The organism is Haladaptatus sp. CMAA 1909, assembly GCF_043952005.1.
Lineage (GTDB): Archaea > Halobacteriota > Halobacteria > Halobacteriales > Haladaptataceae > Haladaptatus.
Genome location: NZ_JBIOAV010000002.1, coordinates 38,318 through 58,679 on the forward strand (window position 1 = coordinate 38,318; position 20,362 = coordinate 58,679).

The following is a 20,362-nucleotide window of genomic DNA, read 5'->3' on the forward strand; positions in this document are numbered from 1 at the left end:
TTTCGCCTCGTTCGCCTCCTTTTCACGCCAGTCATATTTTTCGCGTCGCTCGCATCTCACATAATCGTCACTCCCGCGGGAAGGAGCGACAGCGTTCGACGGCCGCGAGTTGCTCGTCTGACCGGCCGAGTTCGCGGTACAGGTCGTACAGTGCGTCCGGGTCGTAGTAGAGGAACGGGTCGGCAGTTGCGACCATCTCGGCGAGGGGGTCGGTTCCGCCGCCGTCCGCCGCGTCGGTGTCGACCATCCGCGCCTGCCACGCCGCCATCTTCGCGCGGAGGTCGCTGACGACGTCCGGACGCTCTTCCGCGAGGTTGGTCTCGGTCGGAGCCTCCCGGTTCCGGTCGTGAAGCAGTTCGAGTCCCCCTTCGGGCATCTCGGGGTCGTTGTAGAGTCCGGGGTGGGAGAACGCGCCGGGGTGAAGGAGGCGGATGTAGACCCAGTCGTCGGTGTACAGCGCCCGACCGAACGTGTAGATTCCGTGTCCGCAGACGACGTACTCGCGACCCTCGAACGCCTCGCCGAGGAGCGCCGGGGTGAACGCCTCCGCGTCCCAGCGTTCCGGAACGGGCACGTCACGGAGTTCGCATATCGTCGGCACGAGGTCGAACTGGTGGACGAACTCGTCCACGACACCTGCGTTCCCGTCCGTCACGCCCGGCCACGAAACGACGAGCGGAACGCGCTGACACGCCGTGTGCGCCATCGCGTGTTCGACGTAGATTCCGTGTTCGCCGAACGCCTCGCCGTGGTCGCCCGTGACGATGATCGCCGTCTCCTCGCGGATTCCCTCCCGTTCGAGGACGGCGAGCAGTTTCGCGACTTCGGCGTCGACCTTCCGGATACCCGCATCGTAGCCGTCGAGGAGGTGTTGGACCGTCTCCCGGTCCGGGATGTCGTCGGGAAACCACCAGTCCTCGTAGAGCGGGTCGAACGTCGGGTTGTCGTACGCCTCGGGTGTCGGCCACAGGTCGGCGGTTCGAGGACCGGTGACTCCCCGCTGTGCGTCGATGGCGTCTTGGTCGGGCCACGATGCCGGTGGACCGGACTCCCGTACCGCGTCGACGAACGGTCCGATTCCCGAATACGGGTGGTGGGCGTCCCAGTAGTTGACGTGCAACAGCCAATCGTCCTCGTCCGCGTGCCGTTCGAGCCAATCGACCGCGACGGGAGTCACGTCGTCGGCGTCCTCGTCCGCGACGAGGCCGCTCATCGCGGACGGTTGGACGTGTTCCTGAAACGACCCGGTGAAGTGATACGCGAGGTGGCGCTGAGCGAAACTCGTGATGGTGGCCGTGTGAATTCCGTGTTCCAACAACTGCCGGAAGGCGAGATTTCGCTCCGGGTCCGGGTCGTGACCGTCGCCGGGGTCGTCGTAGTGCTGCCCGTCCCCGAAGTGCGTGACGACGCCCGTTTTCGCCCCGAACCGGCACGTCGCGAGTGCCGTCCGACTGGGGAGGCAGGGCGTATCGGAGGCATAACACTCCTCGAAGCGAACGCCCGCGTCCGCGACGGCGTCGATGGTCGGGGAAGTGTCGCGCTCGTAGCCGTAACAGCCGAGGTGGTCGGGGCGGAGGGAGTCGATATCTACGATAAGGATTCGCATGGGCGTAGTCGAATGGAACGGGTAATAGCTGTATCGACGCGTCAGGCGGACTCGTCGTGAATCTGGCGCAGTATCGCTTCGAGTTCATCGCCCAACAGGCCGTAGATTTCCTCGCCCTTCTCGGCGCTTGCGAGGGTCGGGTCCCCGATGGCTCCCGAATCAGAATACTCGTCGAACGAGCGGTACACCGAAAGCGGACCCCCTTGGAACATGTCGTCCAAACTCCGGTCGTATGGTTCCTCGTGGGGAGTCCCCGCGAACCGCTCCTCGTGAACGAGGTCCGGGCGGAGGTGGAGCATGAGTGACGTCTCGAACTCGCCGCCGTGGGACATGCCGCCCACGTCGCTCTCCCGAACGTCGTCGATGAACGGCGCGGCGAGTTGGAAGTAGGTGACGCCGAGGAGGGACCGGTCGGGATGGTCCACGCCGATGGTACTCACGGCGCTGCTGATGAGCGAGGCGTTGCCGCCGTGGCCGTTGACGAGCAGGAGGGCGTCGAAGCCGTTTTCGAGCGCCGAATCGGCGATGTCCTCCAGCGTGTGGAGGAGGTCGTCGTACTCCAGCGTGATGGTGCCGCCGAACGGGAGGTGGTGTGGCGAGTAGCCCGACCAGACGGGCGGCGTGACCAGGAGCGGAACATCGTCGTGGACGCGCTCCGCCCCGAGTTGCGTGACCGCGTCCACGAGAACCGTGTCGGTCGAAACCGGGAGATGGTCGCCGTGCTGTTCGATGCTACCGACGGGGACGACGAGGATGGAGCCATCTCGGTCAGCGATGTCCCGAATCTCGGGTGCCGTCCGTCCCGCCCACGACCACGGTGATGAGCCGATGGTTTCGTATACCATAGCACACAAACCGAAGGGCGCGGGTTTAGTTGTTTCCGTGGCGATGGGTGCGGTCGCGGCCGTGCCGGGAAACCTATTTACTACCGGTCTCCCTCGCTCGGAGTATGCCCGCACTCTGGACGTATCCGTGGAACCTCGCCGCGGAGGGACCCGACGAGACGTGCGAAGCCATCGTCGCGCGCGGTATCGACGCGATAAACCTCGCGAGCCACTACCACTCGGTTCGGTCGATGAACCCCCGCACTCCCGAAAACCTGTTCGAACGGCATTCCGGCGGTTGTTACTTCGACCCCGACGAATCGGCGTTCGACGACACTCCGATCGACCCCCGACCGATTGCAGTGGACGGAATGGACGACCCGCTTGCGGAACTGGTCGGAACGGCGGCCGAACACGGCCTCGACGTGAACGCGTGGACGGTGTGTCTCCACAACACCGCGCTCGGCGCGGCACACCCCGAGTACCGCATCGAGAGCGCGTTCGGCGACGCCCACGATCACGCGTTCTGTCCGTCGAATCCCGAGGTACGGAACTACTTCGCCGACGTCGTTGCCGCGATATCGAACCGCGGCGTCGCCGAAATCCAACTGGAGTCGGTCGGGTTCCAGAGCGCGTTCCACGAACACGGGGCGGAGTTCGGCCACGACAAACGCCAGACCATCACGACCACGACGGAGGAAGTGTTGCTCTCCCAGTGTTTCTGCGACGGCTGTCGAAATGCCGCACGCGACCATCCGGTCGACATGGAAGCGGCACGCGAGCGCGTCCAGGGAATGGTGCAGCACTCGTTCGACCGTCCCGACGAGGAACCGCCCTCGCTCGATTCGCTCGTGGACGAAACCGAAACGCTCCGCGAACTGTTCGACTTCCGCGCCGAGGTCGTCACCGAGTTCGTCGGAGGACTAGCCGCGGCGTCCGAAGTGCCGCTCAACTACTACGCGATGGAGGCCCACACCGGCGTCGAACCGGGGAGCGGATGGCCCGCGGGGGTCGAACTCTCCCGTCTCGAACCCTCGCTCGACCGTATCACCGCCATCTGTTACGTCGCCGATCCGTCCGTCGCGCGGGAGCGGATCCGAGCCTTCCAGCGAACCGTGGGCCTTCCCGTCGATGTGGGCGTCACGCTCGACCCGTCGCTCATCGAGAGCCAAGCGCAACTGCACGACCTCGTGAGCGCGATTCGGGACGAACCCGACGGCGAGGTGTTCGTCTACCACCACGGTCTCATGACCGAGGCGCAACTGGAGTGGGTCGAAGCCGCGTTCTCCCGCTGACCTCGACAAATCCTCGGTGCAGTTATTACGGATGGCTGTGAGGGGGGACCATGATACGCAGAGACATCGTGCGTCCCAGCGACGACCAACTCTCGACGCTGTCGAACATCTCGCCGAACGACCTCGGTCACTACGTCGATTTCGGCCACGCCTTCGGTTTGGATTACATGGGAATGTCGGACGAGGTGACGCTCGTCGGGTCCGCGCTGACCGTTCGCATCCCGCCGGAGGACGCCACGATGGTTCACAAGGCGACGGAAATCGCGAAACCGGGCGACGTACTGGTCATCGACATGCAGGGGCACGGAACGAACGCGTGCTGGGGCGAACTGACGACCCACGCCGCCATCGCGAGCGGCGTCGCGGGCGTGGTCATCGACGGGAGCGTGACGGACACGCGCGACATCGCGGCGCTCGACTTTCCGGTGTACGCACGGGAGCGAAGTACGCGAACGTGTCGAATCCTCGGGCTGGGCGGCGAGATAAACGGCCGCGTTCAGATCGGGAGCGCCGTCGTGAATCCGGGCGACGCCCTCGTCGGTAACGAGGACGGCGTCCTCGTGTTACCGCAGGACCGAATCGACGAGGCAATCGACCTCTGTGGGGACAAAAAGGACCGGGAGGCGGAGCGTATCGAACGGATGAAATCCGGCGAGTCGTTGGCCGACCAGTCCGGCGCGAACGACCTCATCGAGGAACGCGATTTGGCGTAGTCGTCGGAAACAATCCCGCTTTTTTTGACATCATTCACAGTCACGCGGTGGAAGGAGTGGACTGCCGTCGACGGCCTCGTACGCCCGCGTTCGAATGCGGTCTTCGAGGGAGAACATGGGTTCGAGGCCGAACTCGCGTTCGAGGTCGGCCACCGTCACCGAATCGTCGATACATTCGACCACGATGGTAGCGACGTCGGGGAGTTCGTGAAACACCACCGACCCGCCGTGGTGCGCCCGGATTTCGTCCATCCGCGTTCGATTCTGGAAACTCCCGTACGACCCGCAGTCGGTGTTCACCGAAGCGAACGAGACGCGAGCGGTGGCTCCGTCGCCGAGGTCCATGGACGGGTTCCCAGCGTTCGGAGACGTCGCCGCCACTTTTCCACTGGACGGCGTGATGGTCGTCGCACGGTGTTTGTCACAGACGACGACGTGGTAGCCGTAGTAGGCCGCCCACGTCTCGAACCGACGGGTTGCCCGCGACGTCGTGGGATGAAACAGCAGATCGACGCCCCGTCGTGCGAACTGAACGCCGAGTTCCGGATAGCGCTCGTCCCAGCAGACGAGCGCCCCGACGCGTCCGAACGACGTGTCCCAGACGTCGATCGCGGTTCCCGGTCGGACGCCGTCATCCAACTCGCCGAGCGTGGGAACGAACTTTCGGGTCTTCCCTCGTATCTCACCGTCCGGGCCGATGAGAACGACCGAGTTGGCGCACGTCTCGCCGTCGCGTTCCAGCATCGGCAACCAGACGTGGCTATCGAGGGCGGCCGCCTTCTCGGTGACGGCGTCGGTCTCCGGTGACGGAACCGGTCGCGCGACCGAGTCCCGCGATTCGCCGTCGCCCGCGTACCGCAACTGGAGGGCGAACTCGGGAAAGCAGACGAAGTCCGGGTCGTACGCCTCCGCTTCGTCGAGCAGTTCGAGGAGGTATCGAAGATTGGTTTCCACCCGGTCGGTCGCCTCCATCGGCGGGTCGAACGCGAACGAAAGCACTCGTGTTTCACGCATCGTTCACCCTCTTGGCCGAGCCACGATAAACCTCTCCGAAGGCGAGCGGTGCGGTTGCCCCGAGAGAAACGGCTATACAGTTGCAGTGATGACGCTCGACATGGCCGAAATCGGCATTCAGCTGTTCACGCTCAGGGACCTCCACGAACGACCGAGCGAACTCGTTCGGCGCGTCGGGGACACCGCATTCCGGGGGGTCGAACTGTACGACCCGCAGTTCGATACCCTCGTGGACGACGCGGAACAGTGTCGGAACGCCCTCGACGAGACGGGAATCGAGGCGGTCGGCGGACACGTTCGTATCGAACGCCTCGAAACCGAGTTGGGGGAGACGCTATCGACGTGTCGAACGCTCGATGTCGGCCGTCTCGTGATTCCGACATACGCGCAAACCGCGTTCGCCTCGAAAGAAGGCATCGAGGAGGCCGCGACACGGCTGGCGACGCTCTCGGACGAACTGGCGACGGAGAACGTCGAACTGCTGTACCACAACCACACCTTCGAGTTCGACGCGGTGGACGGGCGACCGGCGATCGAGTCGTTCGCGGAAGAGGCGGGCGATTCGTTCCGGTTCGAACCGGATACCGGCCTCGCGCGACACGCGGGCTACGACCCGCTCACCCTGCTCGAACGGGTGGGGGAGCGTGCGCCGCTCGTCCATCTCACCGATACGAGGTTGGACGGGGACGAGACGCTTCACGTGGACCCGGGTAGGGGTATCGTCGACCTCGAAGCGTGCGTGGACCTCGCAAAGCAGAACGGTGCCGAGTGGCTCATCTACGAAAACGGGAGGACCGAGACGCCCGTCGAATCGCTCGACTACAGCACGAAGCGGTTCGCCGCGTTCGTCGAGTGATTCGGGTTGGGTATCTCGGTGGGGGATGTCGGTGATCTGGAGAGGGTTTGTCAGCGGGGCAGTATCGTTCAGCGATGGCGACGACGTCGCTGACGATTACGGCGGTTGCTATGACGGCGATGGCGTTCAGTCGGCCGCGGACAGGCACCGTGCGTTCGGAGGTGTCGGGTCTCCACGTCGCTGTTTTCGGCGACGAGGGGGTCGCCGGTGACGTTCACCGTCGTGTTGCGGACCCAACCGCTCGCGTCCTCGAACGTGATCCCGTCCCGGTCCTCGCCGGTCTGGTGAATACAGCAGTTTCTGAAGGTGGCTTCGCGGTCGGCCACCTTCACCGTCGTGTTACCGGGGGCGCTCCCCGTAATGGAGACGTTTTTGAACTCCAGCGGTTCGCCCTCGGCGCGCGCCCAGATACCCCAGAGGAAGACGGGTTCGCCGGTGTACTCGTCGCTGCTCGGCGCGTCCGCGTCGATCTTGATTCGGGTGTTCTTCACCGTCGCCGACTCGCCCGCGTTGTCCTTTTCGTACCAGAGGATGCCGCTCCCCTTCGGATGGTCGATGACGATGTCGCAGTTCTCGATGCTCCCGTCGAAGTCGTACCAGAGCCAGACAGCGCGGGCGTTGACGATGCCACCCGGGGCGAGGTCCGGATAGAGCGCCGGCGGCCCGCCGTCCGCGTCGTCGATGACGACCGTACAGTTCTTCGCGTAACTTCCCGGCGACCCGAGGCGTATCGAGGAGATGTTGTTGTTGTGGAAGTAGCAGTGTTCGACCTTGACCGCGCCGTGTTGGCCGCCGTGGTCGTCGTTGGAGACGCCCGACGCGTAGATGGCGTTGTCCGAGAACCGCTCGAACGAGCAGTGTCGGAACAGGAGTTCGCCCGCGTGTGCGTTCGGAACCCACGTTCCGCCCTGTCGAACCAGGTTCTTCACGCCGTCGGGACAGTGGACGTTTTCGACGAGGCCGCTGCCGTCCGGATCGGTTACCGTGGTGTAGAAACAGTGATTCATTCCCGCGCGAACGTCCCTGACTCCGCGGAACAGCACGTCCCTGAGGAGCAATCCGTCGTCGCAGGTGAGGAGGAGGCTCGCTTTGGTCTCCGGCTTGCGATAGTCGAACACGAACCCGCGAACGGTGACGTCCGTCCCGGTGAGGATGAACGTGTGGCCGACGTATCCCTCGGTCGGGACGATGCTTACGTCCCCGTGGCCCACCAGCGATACCGAATCGAGGTCGCCGTAGGCGAGCGTCCCGTCGACCCAGTACGTTCCTGACGGGAAAATCACCCTGACGTTCGACGCACCGTCACCGAGCGCCGCGTCCATCGCGTCGTTTATCGGCTCCTCGCCGGTGGGGTCGGCACCGTAATCGGTGACGATGTTCACCACGTCGACGTCGTGTTCGCTCGCGCTCGCCCCTCCGCTTGCCAGCGCGAGGCCCGTCGTCGTCACACCTGCCGCCTGTAGGAACCTGCGACGTTCCATCGGTGTCCCGTCCCGCGTGGTCGTTCTCGACGACTCGTCCGAGCCGTCGGCTGTTTCTGTACTGTTGCTTGCTAACGTATACCTCATTGACGTACGTATTTTCGAACTAACGCACAGTATTTAACTCTTTCTTGCGATCGTTTTACGATATCGTTACAACATTTTTTAATTTGAGATTCGAAACCATCCTCAGTCGTAATCGGTCGTGTCGAAGGGAGTGGGGCGTCTCCCGACAGCAGTTACAGTGGCCATCTCGAAGGATGTCGGGAGAACGAGGGCCGTGAAAGCGAGCACAGGTTCCGAATCCGGCGATTCCACTCCTCGATCGATACGGGTGGCAAAACTCGAAACGGTAGGCTATCGACTCCCGTTTTCGGGAGGATATCCGTCGTCTACGGTCGGGAAATTACTCGCGCACGCCTTTGATGAGTCCGCGGCGGAGCATCTTGTAGTAGCCGCCGAACTTCTGGTAGTACGCGGACTCGCTCTTCTCGGGCATCTTGAAGTCCTTCGTGTCGGCCCAGAACGACAGCGTGTACGGGTACGTGTCGATGAGCGGGAGGTCGTAGTTGAAGTACCACGACAGCGTCTTCACGATCTCCTCCGTCCGGTCCTCCGACTGGGCCGTTTTCAACTCGTTGATGATCTCGTAGAGGTTGACCTCCTTCCCGCTCCCGCTGACCGTCGTCGCCCCCACCGAGTTGGGGACCGTGGCGATGATGGGCCGACCGTTGAGCTGCGAGTTCGTCTCCCCGTCGTCCAACCAGCCTTTTATCTGCCCACTGGTACCGATGCGCATCTTGTAGTGGTTGTCGTAGTTGAAGAAGTTGAGCGGTTCGTTCGACTCCCATCCGTGACCGAACGTGGTCACGTCCCACTTGTCCACGTTGAGGAAGTCCTTGTACCAGGTGACGTTGTCCATGGTCTGCATCTCCATGTCGAAGCCGAACCCGTTCAACTGTTGCTGGATTTCCTTTCCGAACGCCGCGAACGCCGAGGCGGTTTGCGTGGTGTACGTGAACTTCACCGTGTCGCCGTCCTCGTCCTTCCACTTTCCGCCTTCTTTCTTGTAGCCTTCTTCCCGCATGAACTCCGCCGCTTGGTCCGTGTCGGCTTTCATCGAGTACGGGATGAGTGAATCGACGTAATCGTTGCCGAGCCACTTGTTCTCCAGACCTTGGGGGAGACCGGACTGGTGTTTCTTGACGAACTTCGCGTCGAGGTGACGCTTGCCCATCGCGGGGAAGTCGAGCGCCGCGGTGATGGCGCGGCGAACGCCCCGACGACCGACGTGCTTGTTCTTGTAGTTGAAGACCATGGTTCGCGACTGAATCGCCCGCGAGTTGATGACGGTCTTCAGGTAGTCCGGGGCGACGCCCTTCAGATCCGGCGGGAAGATGCCCGCGCCGAAATCGATTTTGTCGTTCTTCAACAACTGATTGGTCGAACCGCCCTTCGAGACGATGAAGTTGAGTTCGTCGAACTCGACGTCTTTGGCATGCGGGTGTTTGTCGAACTTCTCGAAGACGTACTCCTGTTCGTTCCAGTCCTTTAGCTTCCACACGGAGTTCGAGAGCCCCTTATCGGCGAACTCTTTGATACCGATTTTGGATTCGATGAGTTCGCTGGTGACGCTCTTTCGTTTGTCGTCGCTGGATGCGTCCTGAAACTTTTCGAGCCACTCCCGGTTCTGGTCGCGTCGCGTCCAGAGTCGCCCCTCCTCGACGTTGACGAGGACCGGATTGAGCGCCTTCTTCCGCTTCGACACCATCGTGAAGTCGTCTTCGAGTACGTGCTTCTCGATGTCGCTCGCCCCGGGATCCATGAGGCGGGCGATCTCCTGCTGGTTGTAGTAGTCCTCCGCCGTGACCTGCGTGCCGTCCTGCCAGTAGAAGTCCTCCTTGAACTTGTACGTCATCTCCAAGGAGTTCGGGTCGTAACTGAAATCCTCGAGCAACCAGTTGTAGGTCTCGTTGGTGTAGTAGTTCGACTGCAGGTAGTCCCACTGCCAGTTCGAGAACTCGATGTTCTGTGCGTAGCGGTTGAAGTTGATTTCGTCGGGGAGTTTAGTGACAGTGTGCGTCGGCGACGCGTCCACCAGCGCACCCGAACCCGACGTCGTACCGTTCGTCGTCTCCCCGTTCGTTTCGCTCGTACTGGTGGCGTCGTTCGTCGACGTACCCTTCGAGTCGTTGCCCGAGCATCCGGCGAGGCCGACCGCGATACCGGAGCTAGCTGCTAAGATTTGTCGTCGGGAGAGAGACAGACTCTTCCCCGAACCATCGGGTTTGTTTGACATCCTCAGTCATGGATAATGTTCCTCATTAATAAGGTTTTCCCAATCCATCCACCATGTCTCACCGAGATCCCGATCGAGAAATGTAATTTCCGGAAAATATGTATCAACGGTTCGATCACTGAAAATCGAGTGTGGAGCGATCCTCGTACAGTTGGGCGAGCCAAAACCCGGCGAAGACGAGGATGCTCGCCGCGATAGCCGTGGCACCCCAAATCCCGAACATACCCGCGAGGATACCGTTGTGGAATAGTTGCTCTACTGCCACGCCGATGAGCAGCAAGAAGACGCCGAACGCCGATACGATGACCAAGTTGTTCATGCTACACCGAATCAACCGAGTTAGTACTTATAAACGTTTCTCACCCCGTGGAAACACTTCCACCGAGCGTGCACCTCCCGTGAGGACCGCAAGACTGTGTGTGATCCGGTCGATCGCGGTTCGATCGGCATCCAGCGGAACACAAAGTTAATGTGCTATCATACCACGATACCCGTATGAATCGACGGAGGTTACTCGCTGCGACAGCGCTCGCGTTCCCGCTCTCCGGTTGCGTCGGCCGAAGCCTCGACGAAGTCGGGACGACGACGGAGACGGTAGACGAGGACGTGCCACAGCAGAGGGGCGGCGAGGAGACGGTCGAAATTCAAGCCGAAGCGTTCTCCCCCGGAAGAATCGAGGTGAACGTCGAGGGGACGGTTCACTGGAAGAACACGAGCGATTCCGCACACCAAATCGAGAGCACCACGTACACCGAAGACGCGAAGGACTGGTCGTTCAGCGAGGAGGTGCCGAGCGGCGAAACCGTCTCGAAGACGTTCGACAAGCGGGGCGTGTACCAGTATTACGACCTCAATGCGGGGCAGTACGCCATGTGCGGCGTGGTCCTGGTCGGCGGCGCGGAATCCGACTGGGAAGCGCCGTGCATCAGTCAGTCGTAGCCGGTTCGATTTCACCCGTTTTCGATTTTCGTTCCGACCGCGCCGCGAAAGACTGTGAGCCCCACTGCTACATTCGCTTACAGAGGAGAGCCATCCCGCCGAACAGCGCCGAGAATACGAGCAGCGCCGCGATGTTCAACAAGGTGACGGCGTACGTCGCGGTTCCCGGCCGGACGACCAGCAGAGAGACGGCGGACAGGGCGAGGAAGACGAGACAGATTCCCAACAGCATGACGAACTGCGGTCGATACTCACAGAGATGGAAGAGAAAGCTGTCGTCCTCCTCGCCATCGAAGAACTCGTCGGCGCTATCGTCCGTCGTCACGTTCGTCGCCTCCCGCTGGTCACGCGGCGTGACGAAGGGCCGGAGATGGCGGCGGGTCGGAAGGTGACTGCGGCGAACATACCAACGGATACCCGGTCACGTACCGAAAATCCGTCGGTTTGGTGAGGAGAACGGGTCGGTTCGAAGGGGGAACCGCTAGGGCGCGATGCTACGCGGTTCGTCCCCCTCATCCTCCGCCGACGATTTGGACGAGTGACGTGCCCGGAGACGCGGGTTGAACACCCGATCCATCCCCTGCGAGAACAGGATGAGCCCTATCGAGAGCACCAGGAGCGTGAGCATCGGGAACCACAACCAGTGGCCGCGGAGGTGCCAGTTGGTCACCGCGTAGTTCTCGTACGCCATGTTCATCATGACGCCCCAGTTTATCGTCGTGAACGGGAGGACGCCGAGGTAGTACAACCCGACTGACTCGAAGATGACGGCGCGGGACGCGTTCGCGCTGTTGATGGTGATGTACGGCATCAGTTGGGGGACGATGTCGCCCCGGAGGATGTCCTTCGAGGAGAACCCCATCGTCCGTGACGCCTCGACATAGGACTCCTCGCGGATGGTCAGCACTTGGGAGCGGAGTTTCCGTGCGAGTCCCGGCCAGTTGTCGATGGCGAGGATGAACCCGACCGTGAACGGGTTTTTCGGCTGGTAGATGGCCGCGATGATGATTATCAGCGGAAGACCCGGCATCGTCAACACGATGTCGGTGAACGTCATCAGGACGGTATCGACCTTCCCACCCTTGTAGCCCGCCGTGGTACCGATGAGGACGCCGATTCCGGTGGCGATCACCGCTCCACTCAACGCCATCTTCAACATCGCGGGCGTCGCGTAAACGATTTGAGCGCCGATAGGTTGACCGAGACCGTCCGTCCCGAGTATGAATTTCGTACTTTGGAACGGCCCGATATCTCGGGGATACATGCCGATCGCGGGCTTGGTCACCAACAGCGGGCCGATGGTCCCCATCAGGATGATGGCGAGGATGAGCGTCAGTCCGATGACCGTTCGGACGTCGCTGAGGACGATCTTCCCGGTGACGACGACGTAGTCGTAGAACATGCGAGAGGCGCGTTCCTTGACCGTCGGCGGTTCCGTTTTCTTCTCGGCCATCAGTTCGAATATCGCGTTGTCGCTCGCCTCGCCGCCGTCGCATCGAATCTCCGGTTTCTCGGTCATCGTTCAGTAACTCTCCTTTCCTTTTTCGGTCGCACGGGGGTCCACGTACCCGTAGGTGAAGTCGGCCATGAGAATCCCGATGATGGTGATGGTGGTGAAGAAGATAAACGCCCCCATCAACAGCGGGTAATCCCGGTTCATCAGCGCATCGAACGTGTACCACCCGACGCCGGGGTATCGGAAGATGGTCTCCATGATGATGGAGCTCCCGAAGATGCTCGCGATACTCATCATGAACCCGGTGTACATGGGCAAGAGCGCGTTCCGACCGACGTAGCGCGTCGCGATTCGGCTGTTACTGATGCCGCGGAGCTGTGCGACGCGGACGAAGTCCTCGCCGATGATGCGGATGCTGTTGCCGCGCATGCCGAGCGCACCGCCCCCGAACCCGAGGATGAACCCCGTGAGTATCGGGAGCGCGCCGTGATGGACGACGCCGAGCATGAACGGGACGTTCATCCCGGGCGTCGTCGCCGGGTTCATCCGCCCGCCGGTCGGGAACCACCCGAGGTCGTACGCCAAAAACGACAGCATGAGGATGGCACCGACGTAGTACGGAATCGAGTGCATGACGATGATGACCGTGGTCATCGTCTTGTCGAAGCGCCCGCCCTCCTTGTACGCCATCAGCGCGCCGATGATGATGGTCATCGTGATACCCGACAGCAACCCGTACACGCTGACGAACACGGACCACGGCATCGCCCGAAAGAGGACGTCGAAGACGGGTTCGTTGAGGAAGATGGAACGCCCGAAGTCCAAGTGGAAGAGTATCGATTCCAGGTATTGCACGTATGCCACGTAAATCGGGACGTCCGGTTCGACGTTCGTGTAAATCTGGACGAGTCGATTCACTTCTTCGATACTGCGGGAAGATTTCTCCAAACCGAGACCCCCACCGGACATGAGTTTTGCCTGCATCACGTCCACCGGCCCTCCGGGGAGGATCCGGTACATCACGAACGTGACGGTTATCACGGTGATGAGGGTGAGAAGCGCTTGTCCGATACGACGAGCGTAATAGTTCATGAATCCGGTGAGAGATACTCACAAACGCATTAATATGTTTTTTGTGCGCTTATCCGACATAAATCGTCAAACGAACCCACCGATGTGTAACCCTCGGTGGTCAGAGGGTCGAACCGACTCAGTCCTCTTCGCCGGTTCGTTGGCGGAGCGTCGCCCCCACCGGCGACCCGTTTAGGCGCGACGCCACGTCGTTCGCATCGATGGCGTCGGCCAGCGTCGTCAACGCCGCCTCGTACACCGACAGCGTCTCCTCGATGTCCTCATCGGCGTGGCTGTAGCAGGGAAGGTGGCTGCCCGCGAAGAGAACGCCGCGTTCGTGACACTCCTGCATGAAGAGGCTCTTTCCCATCGTGTCCGGGTCGCCGTTCTCGTCGGCGAACGCGATAGTCGAGTGGGGCGCGAATCCGGGGACCGAAACGCGCGAGTCGAGGCCGAGCGACGCCACCATTTCGTCGATTCCGTTCCGTATCTTCTCGCCCTGCTTCCAGAGGTGTTCGTGGACGGGTTCCGACCGTTGAACCGTGATAGCCGCCTTCGCCGCGGCGAGAGAGAGGGCTTCCCCGGCGTACGTCGTCGAGAACATGAAGTCGTCGTCGCCCAGCGTCGTCATCACGTCCTCCCGCCCCGCGAGCGCGGCGACGGGATAGCCGTTCGCCATTCCCTTGGCGAAGCAGGCGAGGTCCGGGGTGACGCCGAAGTACTCCTGTGCGCCGCCGAGCGAGAACCGGAACCCCGTCAGAACCTCGTCGTAGACGAGTATCGTATCGTGTTCGTCACACAGTTCCCGAACCCGTTTCAGAAAGTCATCGCGCGGCGCTTCGAGGTGCGCCGCGACCATCACGACGGCCGCCACGTCGCCGGGGTGCGCGTCGAAAATCCGCTCTAAACTGGCGATATCGTTGTACTCGAACCGCTCCGTGTACTCGCCGACGGCGTCGGGAATTCCCCTGTCGAGGTTCGAATGGCTCGACATCCAGACGTCCGGCCAACCGTGGTAGCCGAACGTCGCGACGACGTTCCGCCCCGTGTGCGCCCGAGCAAGTTTCGCAGCGAGGGTGGTCACGTCGTTCCCGTTCTTCGCGAACTGAACCATCTCGGCACACGGGACGACTTCGGTGAACAACTCCGCGACTTCCACGTGGAGGGGATGTTCGAGCGTGAACATCGTCCCGTCGGTCAACTGACGCTCGACGGCGCGCGTCACTTCGGGGTAATCGTGGCCGAGCGTCACCGGCCCGAGCGACATCGTGTGGTCGATGTACTCGTTTCCGTCCACGTCCCAGACGCGACAGCCCTTCCCGCGTTCGAGATGGGTCGGCGAGACGCCGTGGACGAACTGTGTCGGACTCTTACTCCCGGTTTGTGAACCACCGGGAACGACCCGATTGGCCCGCTCCTGCAGTTCCCGCGACCGTTCTATCGACCGAGTACCCGGCGCTACCGAGGGATCTCCGGACATTAGTAGGTGGGTTGCCGGTTCCGTGATGATAAGTGCTTCGTTCACATTGAACACAGAACCTGCTCGCTAGAAACGCTGAATCCGCACGCCGAATTCTATTCCCGACGTGCGCCGACGCGTTGGGCCAGCGCGCAGGCGTGTTCCACGACGCGCTCCTCGACGGACGGGTCGAAATCGCCCGGGTTGCCCCACGCTCGATTTGCCTCGTACCCGCCTTCGTGCAGGACGCGGACCGTCGGCACGTACCCGAAGCCGTCGTTCGCGTACGCCGAGACCCAGACGTCCCCCGACAGTTCGTCCGCGACGAGGTGGGAGTAGCCGACGACCGCCTCCCCGGCGAGCGCCACCAACGTCAGATCCGACCCGAATCCGACGGCCTGAACCGGATAGGGTTTCGTCGCCACCGTTTCATCCCCGCCGTTCCCCCCTCCCGACGGAGAGATGAACGACAGCGTGGTCTCCTCCAAACAGCGTTCGAGCGGTCCGCCGACCGGTTTCCGCGGCGCGTCGAGGACCGCGCTTACGGCGTTCGCCATCGTTCGGCCGTGCTGTTTCGTGAGGGTGAGCGACCCCTGCGGGTACGCCTTTTGGTCGCCAGCACACCCGATGAGGAAGACGGCCGTCGCGTCGGGATGGTCCGATTCGAGGAACTCCATCGCGTACCCCGGCCAGTCGCCGGTGACGCGGTTGTGGACGTTCACGGACGTCGGATGGCAGGCGTAGCCAAAGACGATGGCCTTCAAGCCGTCGTCCGTTTCGGCGGCGAGAACGGGGACTTCGTGGTTCGTCGGGCCGTCGGGATAGGGCGAGAAGGCGATGCCGTCCTCCGTCGGCCGACGGCGACTCATGGCGATGGAACACCGACCGCGGGTGTGGGAGAGTTCGGCCGGTTCGAGATCCGAGAGCGCTCGTTCCACCGCGGAAAAGAGCGCCGTTTCGAGTTCGGCACGATACGCGGCGATTCGTCGCGACTCCTCGTCAACGTCTTCGAGCGATTCGTTGCCCGCGTCCTCGACCAACTCGTCCTCCCGAACGCCGTACGCGGGTGCGTAGTGCGTGTGGGTCACGGTCAGGAGCAGCGATTCCGGCGGGAGGTCGAACTCCTCGGCACATCGCTCGGCCAACCAACGACGGAGCGACGGCCGCACCGAGAGTATCTCCACGCTCACCATCAGTTGTCGCGTTCCCGCCGCATCCTCGATGGCGACGGCCTTCGCGTGGACGTCCTGGTCGATTCCCTCCATCGGGCCGTCGCGGGCGGCGAACCCCGCAAGCGGCAACGATTCGTCGTCGGGCGTGATGGTCGCCGTCGCGGTTCCGACCCGCCACGGGTGACTGTTCGTCTCGCTCGCCGCACCGCTGTCTGCATGAGTCATGCTCGTCAGCGTACCGTGACGGGCATGGATAATAAACGTGCGTCCCGGAACTCGGCGCGTCCGGAAACTCAGTCCAGCAACGAGCGGAGGTTGCCACTCCGAACGGCGTCGGCGGCATCGTCGTCCACGGGCAAATACGGGACGACGTAACCGGATTCGAAGACGGTCAACGGAACACCCGGTCCGCTGACGAGGTGGTCGGTCCCGATTTCGTTCACGACCTTCTCCAACTGGCCGGGATGGTCGATGAACAGGTCGCCGAGAACGAACAGCAGGTCGCCGGACTTGCCGTCCGCGACCATCGCGCGCCGCTCGTGGAGCGTCTCGGTCTTGATTCGATAGGCATCCTGCCACGCGTCCGTGACGACGACGTCGGTTCGGGGACACGCGAGGAGGAACGACACGACGGCGTCCACCTGTTCGTCGCGCCACCGTGCGGGTTTGCCGCGGAAGTCCTCGAATCCCCGGAGTTCGAATCGAGGATGGCGACCCCGCTGGTCTTCGAGCGTCGCCACGAGCATCACCGGCACGCCGAGGTCCGCACAGCGACGGCCGAGTTCGACGGCCGCCGGGTCGTCGAGGTCGTAGTCGTGGTAGTTCGGCAGCAGTTTCACCCCCTGCATTCCCAGTTCCTCCACACACTCCTCCAAATCCTCCTCCCACGCAGCGTACCGCGGGTTGACCGTCGCGAATGGGACGAATCTGTCCTCGTGGCCGTCTATCGCCGCCGCCAACGTCCGGTTTCCGGGGTGAACGTCGCGGTAACAGACGCTCTCCAACGACGAAACGACCGCCGTGTCGATTCCCGTCTCGTCCATCGTTTCGAGCACGCCGTCGGCCGAAGCGTCGAGTTCGCGGAACGGCCAGTGGCCGAGATACGCGTTCGCGTCCACGACGTCGCCACTCGCCCGTTTGCGGTCCGACTCGCGGAACCGTTCGACCGCCTTCTCCCGCAGGTCGGCCAGTTCCTCGTCGGAATAGCCGTACGGGTCGTCGCCGCGGAGGAGCGACGCCATGTTGTACGCGATTGTCCCTCTTTCTTCGGGGGTCAGGTCGCTGCCGTGGAGTTTCCCCACGCAACTGTAGAGCGAGTTGTCCGTGCCGAATACGAGGCGGTCGGTTCCGAGGTACTCGGCGGCCATCTCGACCATTCCGGCGTCACAGACGCTCCCGCTGATGTCGAGGAAGACGTTCTCCTGATGCTGGATGTTCTTTATTCGGTACTCCCAGTCGCCGCCCCCGCCGATGTGGCTGGCGAGTATCTTCAGGTCCGGGTACTCCTCTGCCAGCGCCAACACCTCGTCGCTGAACGATTCGTTCGGCAGTTCCTCGCGCCGTTCGACGCGCTGCATCGTGTGAATCTTGACGGGGACGTCCATATCGATGGCCGCCTCGGCCAGCGGGAACACCCGCGGGTCGTCGCATTTCACCTCGTAGGTGAGTTTCAGTCCGAGGAGGCCGTCCTCCTCGATAGCGCGGCGAAACTCCCTCGTGGCGTCTTCCCATTCCGGATTCACCCGCGCCCACCCGTGTAGCAAATCCGGGTTTTCGCGGACGAGCGCCGCCATCGTCCGGTTCGATTTCCGGCAGGTTTCGACGTCGGTTCCCATGGTCTGCATGATGGCGCAGAACCGGTCGATTCCGAGCGTCGGCGCGAGTTCCCGAAGCCAGTCGGCGAACCGGTCGCGGTCCTCCCGCGGACTGGTCGGCGTCAGCGTAACGGGGCTCAACCCCGTGTGTATGTGACAGTCAAACATCGTCAGTACGGGGTACTCAGCCGGGGCTAAAAGAAGCTCTCGGTCGCGGCGACCACGGGTTTTAAGACCTTCATCACTCATTCGGAACCATGGAAATCACCGGTGTGGAGGCGTTCGCCGTGAACGTTCCGCTCGTGGACCTCGAAGACGGTGGCATCGCCCCATACGTGACGAACCACAACGAACTGACCGACATGGACCGCATCCTCGTCCGCGTCGATACGGACGAGGGAATCTCGGGGTGGGGCGAGATGCGCGTGTTCCTCTCCCCGGAGGCGACCATCTCCGTCCTCGAAGACGGCATCGCGCCCATGGTCGAAGGTCACTCGCCGTTCGAAACCGAATCGCTCCGCCGTCTCCTGTTCATCGAGTACACGAACGTCGACCTGTTTTTCACTCCCATCGAACTCGCTTGCTGGGACATCGTCGGAAAATCGCTCGGAAAGCCGGTCTACGAACTGCTCGGCGGATGGACGGCCCCCGACTCGGCCTCGCGGAAGCATCGAAACCACGTGAGTGAGTACGAGAGCGCCGGAAAAGTCGAGTTCGCCTACTGTCTCGGCATCCTCTCTCCGGAGGAGTCGAGGGTGAAAGCGGCCCAAGTGCTGGACGAGGGATACAGCGTCCTGAAGACGAAGGCCGGACGGGACTGGAATCAGGACGTGGCGCGAATCGAGGCGATGCACGACGAGGTGGACGGCGAACTGGAGTTCCGACTCGACCCCAATCAGGGGTGGACGCTCGACCAAGCGGTGCGCGTCGGCGCGGCGCTGTCGGACGCCGGAATCTACCTCCAGTACATGGAACAGCCGATTCGCGTCGATTCGCACACCTCACTCGCGCGACTGCGCGAACGCATCGACCAGCCAATCGGCCCGAACGAGGACACATACATCCCGCACAACCTCCGCGGGTTGATAGAGGCCGGTGCGGTGGACGTGGCCGTCCTCGACATGACGCCGTTGGGCGGAATCGCGGGACTGCGACAGGCCGCGAGTATCGCGGAGGACGCCGGACTGCCGTACACCCACCACTGCGCGTTCGACCTCGGGGTCCGCACCGCGGCGATTCTCCACGCGGTGTACGGCATTCCCGGGTTTTCGCTCCCGCCGGACACGGTTTACTACGGGTGGGAGGACGACGTCATCGAGGACCCGTTCGTCATCGAGGATGGTTCGATGACAGTCCCCGACGCGCCGGGACTCGGCGTCGAAATCGACCCCGACAAACTCGACGCGTACCGTATCTGAGGCACGGTTCGTTTTTCGTCCGGGGGTGCGAAACGGTTATTACGCCGCTCCTGTCTGTATCAGATGGTAATCATGAGCGACAACGAGCTTGCGGGTGAAACCGCAGTGATCACGGGGGCGTCGAAAGGTATCGGACGGGAGATAGCGGAACACTTCGCCGTGGCGGGCGCGGACGTCGTCATCTGCTCGCGCGAACAGGGGGACATCGACGAGGTGGCGGCGGAAATCTCCGACGGAGGCGGCGGCGACGCCCTCGGCATCGAATGCGACGTGACGGATTCGGCGGCGGTCGAGGCGATGGTCGACGCCGCTCTGGACGAGTTCGGCACCGTCGACGTTCTCGTGAACAACGCGGGGGGCATGATCCGGGACGACAACCTCCACCGAATCGACGAGGACGTTTTCGACCGAAACATCGAGGTGAACCTGAAGGGACAGTACCTCGTCGCGAGCGAACTCCTTCCGGTGATGGTCGAGAACGGCGGCGGGTCGATGGTCCACATGGGGTCGGTGAATGGTATCTTCGGCATCGGCCTCACAGCGTACTCCGCGGCCAAGAGCGGGATTCTGTCGCTGTCGCGGAACATCGCGACGCAATACGGGCGGTACGGGATTCGGTCGAACATCGTTTCGCCGGGCACCATCGAGACACAAAACCGGGAGGACGAGATGACCGAGACGGAGGAGAGACAGGGAGGGGGAAAGACGGCGCGCGAGGAGTGGATAGACCAGTACCCGCTCGGGCGGTTCGGGCGACCGAGGGAGATTGCGGAAGCCACGCTGTTTCTGGCGTCGGACCGTGGGGGGTTCGTCTCCGGGACGAACCTCGTGGTCGACGGCGGACTGACCGCCGGATTGGATTCGACGTTCCAGACGGCCATCTACGACGCTGACGACCGTCCGGTCAGAGACTGATTCTTTCTTTCGGCCGTGGTATTCGAACCC

18 protein-coding genes are annotated in these 20,362 nt (G+C 62.6%); 6 read left to right on the forward strand and 12 right to left on the reverse strand.

Features of this window, described 5'->3' with window-relative positions; all coding sequences use genetic code 11:
• Nucleotides 1–67: 67 nt before the first annotated feature.
• The gene (locus tag ACGYLY_RS18285) at nucleotides 68–1,606 is read right to left on the reverse strand and encodes a sulfatase-like hydrolase/transferase (RefSeq protein WP_395284366.1); all 1,539 of its coding nucleotides are present in this window, start codon (nucleotides 1,604–1,606) and stop codon (nucleotides 68–70) included.
• A 41-nt stretch (nucleotides 1,607–1,647) separates the two neighbouring features.
• On the reverse strand, nucleotides 1,648–2,451 hold the full coding sequence (locus ACGYLY_RS18290; protein WP_395284365.1) for a creatininase family protein: 804 nt from the start codon (nucleotides 2,449–2,451) through the stop codon (nucleotides 1,648–1,650).
• A gap of 104 nt (nucleotides 2,452–2,555) precedes the next feature.
• Between ACGYLY_RS18290 and ACGYLY_RS18295 the strand changes: the two genes are divergently transcribed.
• Together ACGYLY_RS18295 and ACGYLY_RS18300 are read left to right on the forward strand one after the other, a co-directional pair.
• The gene (locus ACGYLY_RS18295) at nucleotides 2,556–3,725 is read left to right on the forward strand and encodes a hypothetical protein (RefSeq protein WP_395284364.1); all 1,170 of its coding nucleotides are present in this window, start codon (nucleotides 2,556–2,558) and stop codon (nucleotides 3,723–3,725) included.
• A 50-nt stretch (nucleotides 3,726–3,775) separates the two neighbouring features.
• A complete protein-coding gene (locus tag ACGYLY_RS18300; RefSeq protein WP_395284363.1) occupies nucleotides 3,776–4,438 on the forward strand; it encodes an RraA family protein in 663 nt (220 codons plus the stop codon).
• A gap of 30 nt (nucleotides 4,439–4,468) precedes the next feature.
• On the opposite strand, the gene ACGYLY_RS18305 is transcribed toward ACGYLY_RS18300, so the two are convergent.
• Complete coding sequence (locus ACGYLY_RS18305) at nucleotides 4,469–5,452, reverse strand: carbon-nitrogen hydrolase family protein (protein WP_395284362.1); 984 nt, start codon at nucleotides 5,450–5,452, stop codon at nucleotides 4,469–4,471.
• Between the two features lie 88 nt (nucleotides 5,453–5,540).
• On the opposite strand from ACGYLY_RS18305, the gene ACGYLY_RS18310 reads away from it, so the two are divergent.
• The gene (locus ACGYLY_RS18310; RefSeq protein WP_395284361.1) at nucleotides 5,541–6,308 is read left to right on the forward strand and encodes a sugar phosphate isomerase/epimerase family protein; all 768 of its coding nucleotides are present in this window, start codon (nucleotides 5,541–5,543) and stop codon (nucleotides 6,306–6,308) included.
• A gap of 68 nt (nucleotides 6,309–6,376) precedes the next feature.
• Here the strand turns inward: ACGYLY_RS18310 and ACGYLY_RS18315 are convergent, their stop codons facing one another.
• The 3 genes from ACGYLY_RS18315 to ACGYLY_RS18325 all read right to left on the reverse strand — a co-directional run bounded on the left by ACGYLY_RS18315 (nucleotide 6,377) and on the right by ACGYLY_RS18325 (nucleotide 10,407).
• Nucleotides 6,377–7,789 carry a hypothetical protein gene (locus ACGYLY_RS18315; RefSeq protein WP_395284360.1) on the reverse strand — a complete coding sequence of 471 codons (1,413 nt, stop codon included), beginning with the start codon at nucleotides 7,787–7,789 and terminating at the stop codon, nucleotides 6,377–6,379.
• Nucleotides 7,790–8,195: 406 nt separating this feature from the next.
• Nucleotides 8,196–10,088, reverse strand: coding sequence for an ABC transporter substrate-binding protein (locus tag ACGYLY_RS18320; RefSeq protein WP_395284359.1), 1,893 nt, complete (start codon nucleotides 10,086–10,088; stop codon nucleotides 8,196–8,198).
• A 115-nt stretch (nucleotides 10,089–10,203) separates the two neighbouring features.
• Complete coding sequence (locus tag ACGYLY_RS18325; RefSeq protein ID WP_395284358.1) at nucleotides 10,204–10,407, reverse strand: hypothetical protein; 204 nt, start codon at nucleotides 10,405–10,407, stop codon at nucleotides 10,204–10,206.
• Between the two features lie 176 nt (nucleotides 10,408–10,583).
• On the opposite strand from ACGYLY_RS18325, the gene ACGYLY_RS18330 reads away from it, so the two are divergent.
• Nucleotides 10,584–11,027, forward strand: a complete 444-nt coding sequence (locus ACGYLY_RS18330) for a plastocyanin/azurin family copper-binding protein (RefSeq protein WP_395284357.1) — start codon at nucleotides 10,584–10,586, stop codon at nucleotides 11,025–11,027.
• Nucleotides 11,028–11,094: 67 nt separating this feature from the next.
• Here ACGYLY_RS18330 and ACGYLY_RS18335 read toward each other — a convergent pair whose 3' ends face one another.
• The 6 genes from ACGYLY_RS18335 to ACGYLY_RS18360 all read right to left on the reverse strand — a co-directional run bounded on the left by ACGYLY_RS18335 (nucleotide 11,095) and on the right by ACGYLY_RS18360 (nucleotide 18,167).
• Entirely contained in the window at nucleotides 11,095–11,352 is a 258-nt protein-coding gene (locus ACGYLY_RS18335) for a hypothetical protein (RefSeq protein ID WP_395284356.1), read from the reverse strand.
• A gap of 156 nt (nucleotides 11,353–11,508) precedes the next feature.
• Entirely contained in the window at nucleotides 11,509–12,546 is a 1,038-nt protein-coding gene (locus tag ACGYLY_RS18340; protein ID WP_395284355.1) for an ABC transporter permease, read from the reverse strand.
• A gap of 3 nt (nucleotides 12,547–12,549) precedes the next feature.
• Nucleotides 12,550–13,575: an ABC transporter permease gene (locus ACGYLY_RS18345; RefSeq protein WP_395284354.1), complete on the reverse strand. Its 1,026-nt coding sequence runs from the start codon at nucleotides 13,573–13,575 to the stop codon at nucleotides 12,550–12,552.
• A gap of 118 nt (nucleotides 13,576–13,693) precedes the next feature.
• A complete protein-coding gene (locus tag ACGYLY_RS18350) occupies nucleotides 13,694–15,034 on the reverse strand; it encodes an aminotransferase class III-fold pyridoxal phosphate-dependent enzyme (protein WP_395284353.1) in 1,341 nt (446 codons plus the stop codon).
• A gap of 95 nt (nucleotides 15,035–15,129) precedes the next feature.
• Complete coding sequence (locus tag ACGYLY_RS18355; RefSeq protein ID WP_395284352.1) at nucleotides 15,130–16,410, reverse strand: neutral/alkaline non-lysosomal ceramidase N-terminal domain-containing protein; 1,281 nt, start codon at nucleotides 16,408–16,410, stop codon at nucleotides 15,130–15,132.
• Between the two features lie 68 nt (nucleotides 16,411–16,478).
• Complete coding sequence (locus ACGYLY_RS18360; RefSeq protein ID WP_395284351.1) at nucleotides 16,479–18,167, reverse strand: amidohydrolase family protein; 1,689 nt, start codon at nucleotides 18,165–18,167, stop codon at nucleotides 16,479–16,481.
• Nucleotides 18,168–18,256: 89 nt separating this feature from the next.
• Here ACGYLY_RS18360 and ACGYLY_RS18365 point away from each other — a divergent pair, with 89 nt between their 5' ends.
• Both ACGYLY_RS18365 and ACGYLY_RS18370 read left to right on the forward strand, forming a co-directional pair.
• Nucleotides 18,257–19,417: a mandelate racemase/muconate lactonizing enzyme family protein gene (locus ACGYLY_RS18365; protein WP_395284350.1), complete on the forward strand. Its 1,161-nt coding sequence runs from the start codon at nucleotides 18,257–18,259 to the stop codon at nucleotides 19,415–19,417.
• 72 nt (nucleotides 19,418–19,489) lie between these two features.
• Nucleotides 19,490–20,332, forward strand: a complete 843-nt coding sequence (locus ACGYLY_RS18370; RefSeq protein WP_395284349.1) for an SDR family NAD(P)-dependent oxidoreductase — start codon at nucleotides 19,490–19,492, stop codon at nucleotides 20,330–20,332.
• Nucleotides 20,333–20,362: the final 30 nt, after the last annotated feature.

Coding starts and splice junctions, on each gene's coding strand:
- ACGYLY_RS18285 (WP_395284366.1), bottom strand. CDS start 1,606: ATGCGAATCCTTATCGTAGATATCGACTCCCTCCGCCCCGACCACCTC.
- ACGYLY_RS18290 (WP_395284365.1), bottom strand. CDS start 2,451: ATGGTATACGAAACCATCGGCTCATCACCGTGGTCGTGGGCGGGACGG.
- ACGYLY_RS18295 (WP_395284364.1), top strand. CDS start 2,556: ATGCCCGCACTCTGGACGTATCCGTGGAACCTCGCCGCGGAGGGACCC.
- ACGYLY_RS18300 (WP_395284363.1), top strand. CDS start 3,776: ATGATACGCAGAGACATCGTGCGTCCCAGCGACGACCAACTCTCGACG.
- ACGYLY_RS18305 (WP_395284362.1), bottom strand. CDS start 5,452: ATGCGTGAAACACGAGTGCTTTCGTTCGCGTTCGACCCGCCGATGGAG.
- ACGYLY_RS18310 (WP_395284361.1), top strand. CDS start 5,541: ATGACGCTCGACATGGCCGAAATCGGCATTCAGCTGTTCACGCTCAGG.
- ACGYLY_RS18315 (WP_395284360.1), bottom strand. CDS start 7,789: ATGGAACGTCGCAGGTTCCTACAGGCGGCAGGTGTGACGACGACGGGC.
- ACGYLY_RS18320 (WP_395284359.1), bottom strand. CDS start 10,088: ATGTCAAACAAACCCGATGGTTCGGGGAAGAGTCTGTCTCTCTCCCGA.
- ACGYLY_RS18325 (WP_395284358.1), bottom strand. CDS start 10,407: ATGAACAACTTGGTCATCGTATCGGCGTTCGGCGTCTTCTTGCTGCTC.
- ACGYLY_RS18330 (WP_395284357.1), top strand. CDS start 10,584: ATGAATCGACGGAGGTTACTCGCTGCGACAGCGCTCGCGTTCCCGCTC.
- ACGYLY_RS18340 (WP_395284355.1), bottom strand. CDS start 12,546: ATGACCGAGAAACCGGAGATTCGATGCGACGGCGGCGAGGCGAGCGAC.
- ACGYLY_RS18345 (WP_395284354.1), bottom strand. CDS start 13,575: ATGAACTATTACGCTCGTCGTATCGGACAAGCGCTTCTCACCCTCATC.
- ACGYLY_RS18350 (WP_395284353.1), bottom strand. CDS start 15,034: ATGTCCGGAGATCCCTCGGTAGCGCCGGGTACTCGGTCGATAGAACGG.
- ACGYLY_RS18355 (WP_395284352.1), bottom strand. CDS start 16,410: ATGACTCATGCAGACAGCGGTGCGGCGAGCGAGACGAACAGTCACCCG.
- ACGYLY_RS18360 (WP_395284351.1), bottom strand. CDS start 18,167: ATGTTTGACTGTCACATACACACGGGGTTGAGCCCCGTTACGCTGACG.
- ACGYLY_RS18365 (WP_395284350.1), top strand. CDS start 18,257: ATGGAAATCACCGGTGTGGAGGCGTTCGCCGTGAACGTTCCGCTCGTG.
- ACGYLY_RS18370 (WP_395284349.1), top strand. CDS start 19,490: ATGAGCGACAACGAGCTTGCGGGTGAAACCGCAGTGATCACGGGGGCG.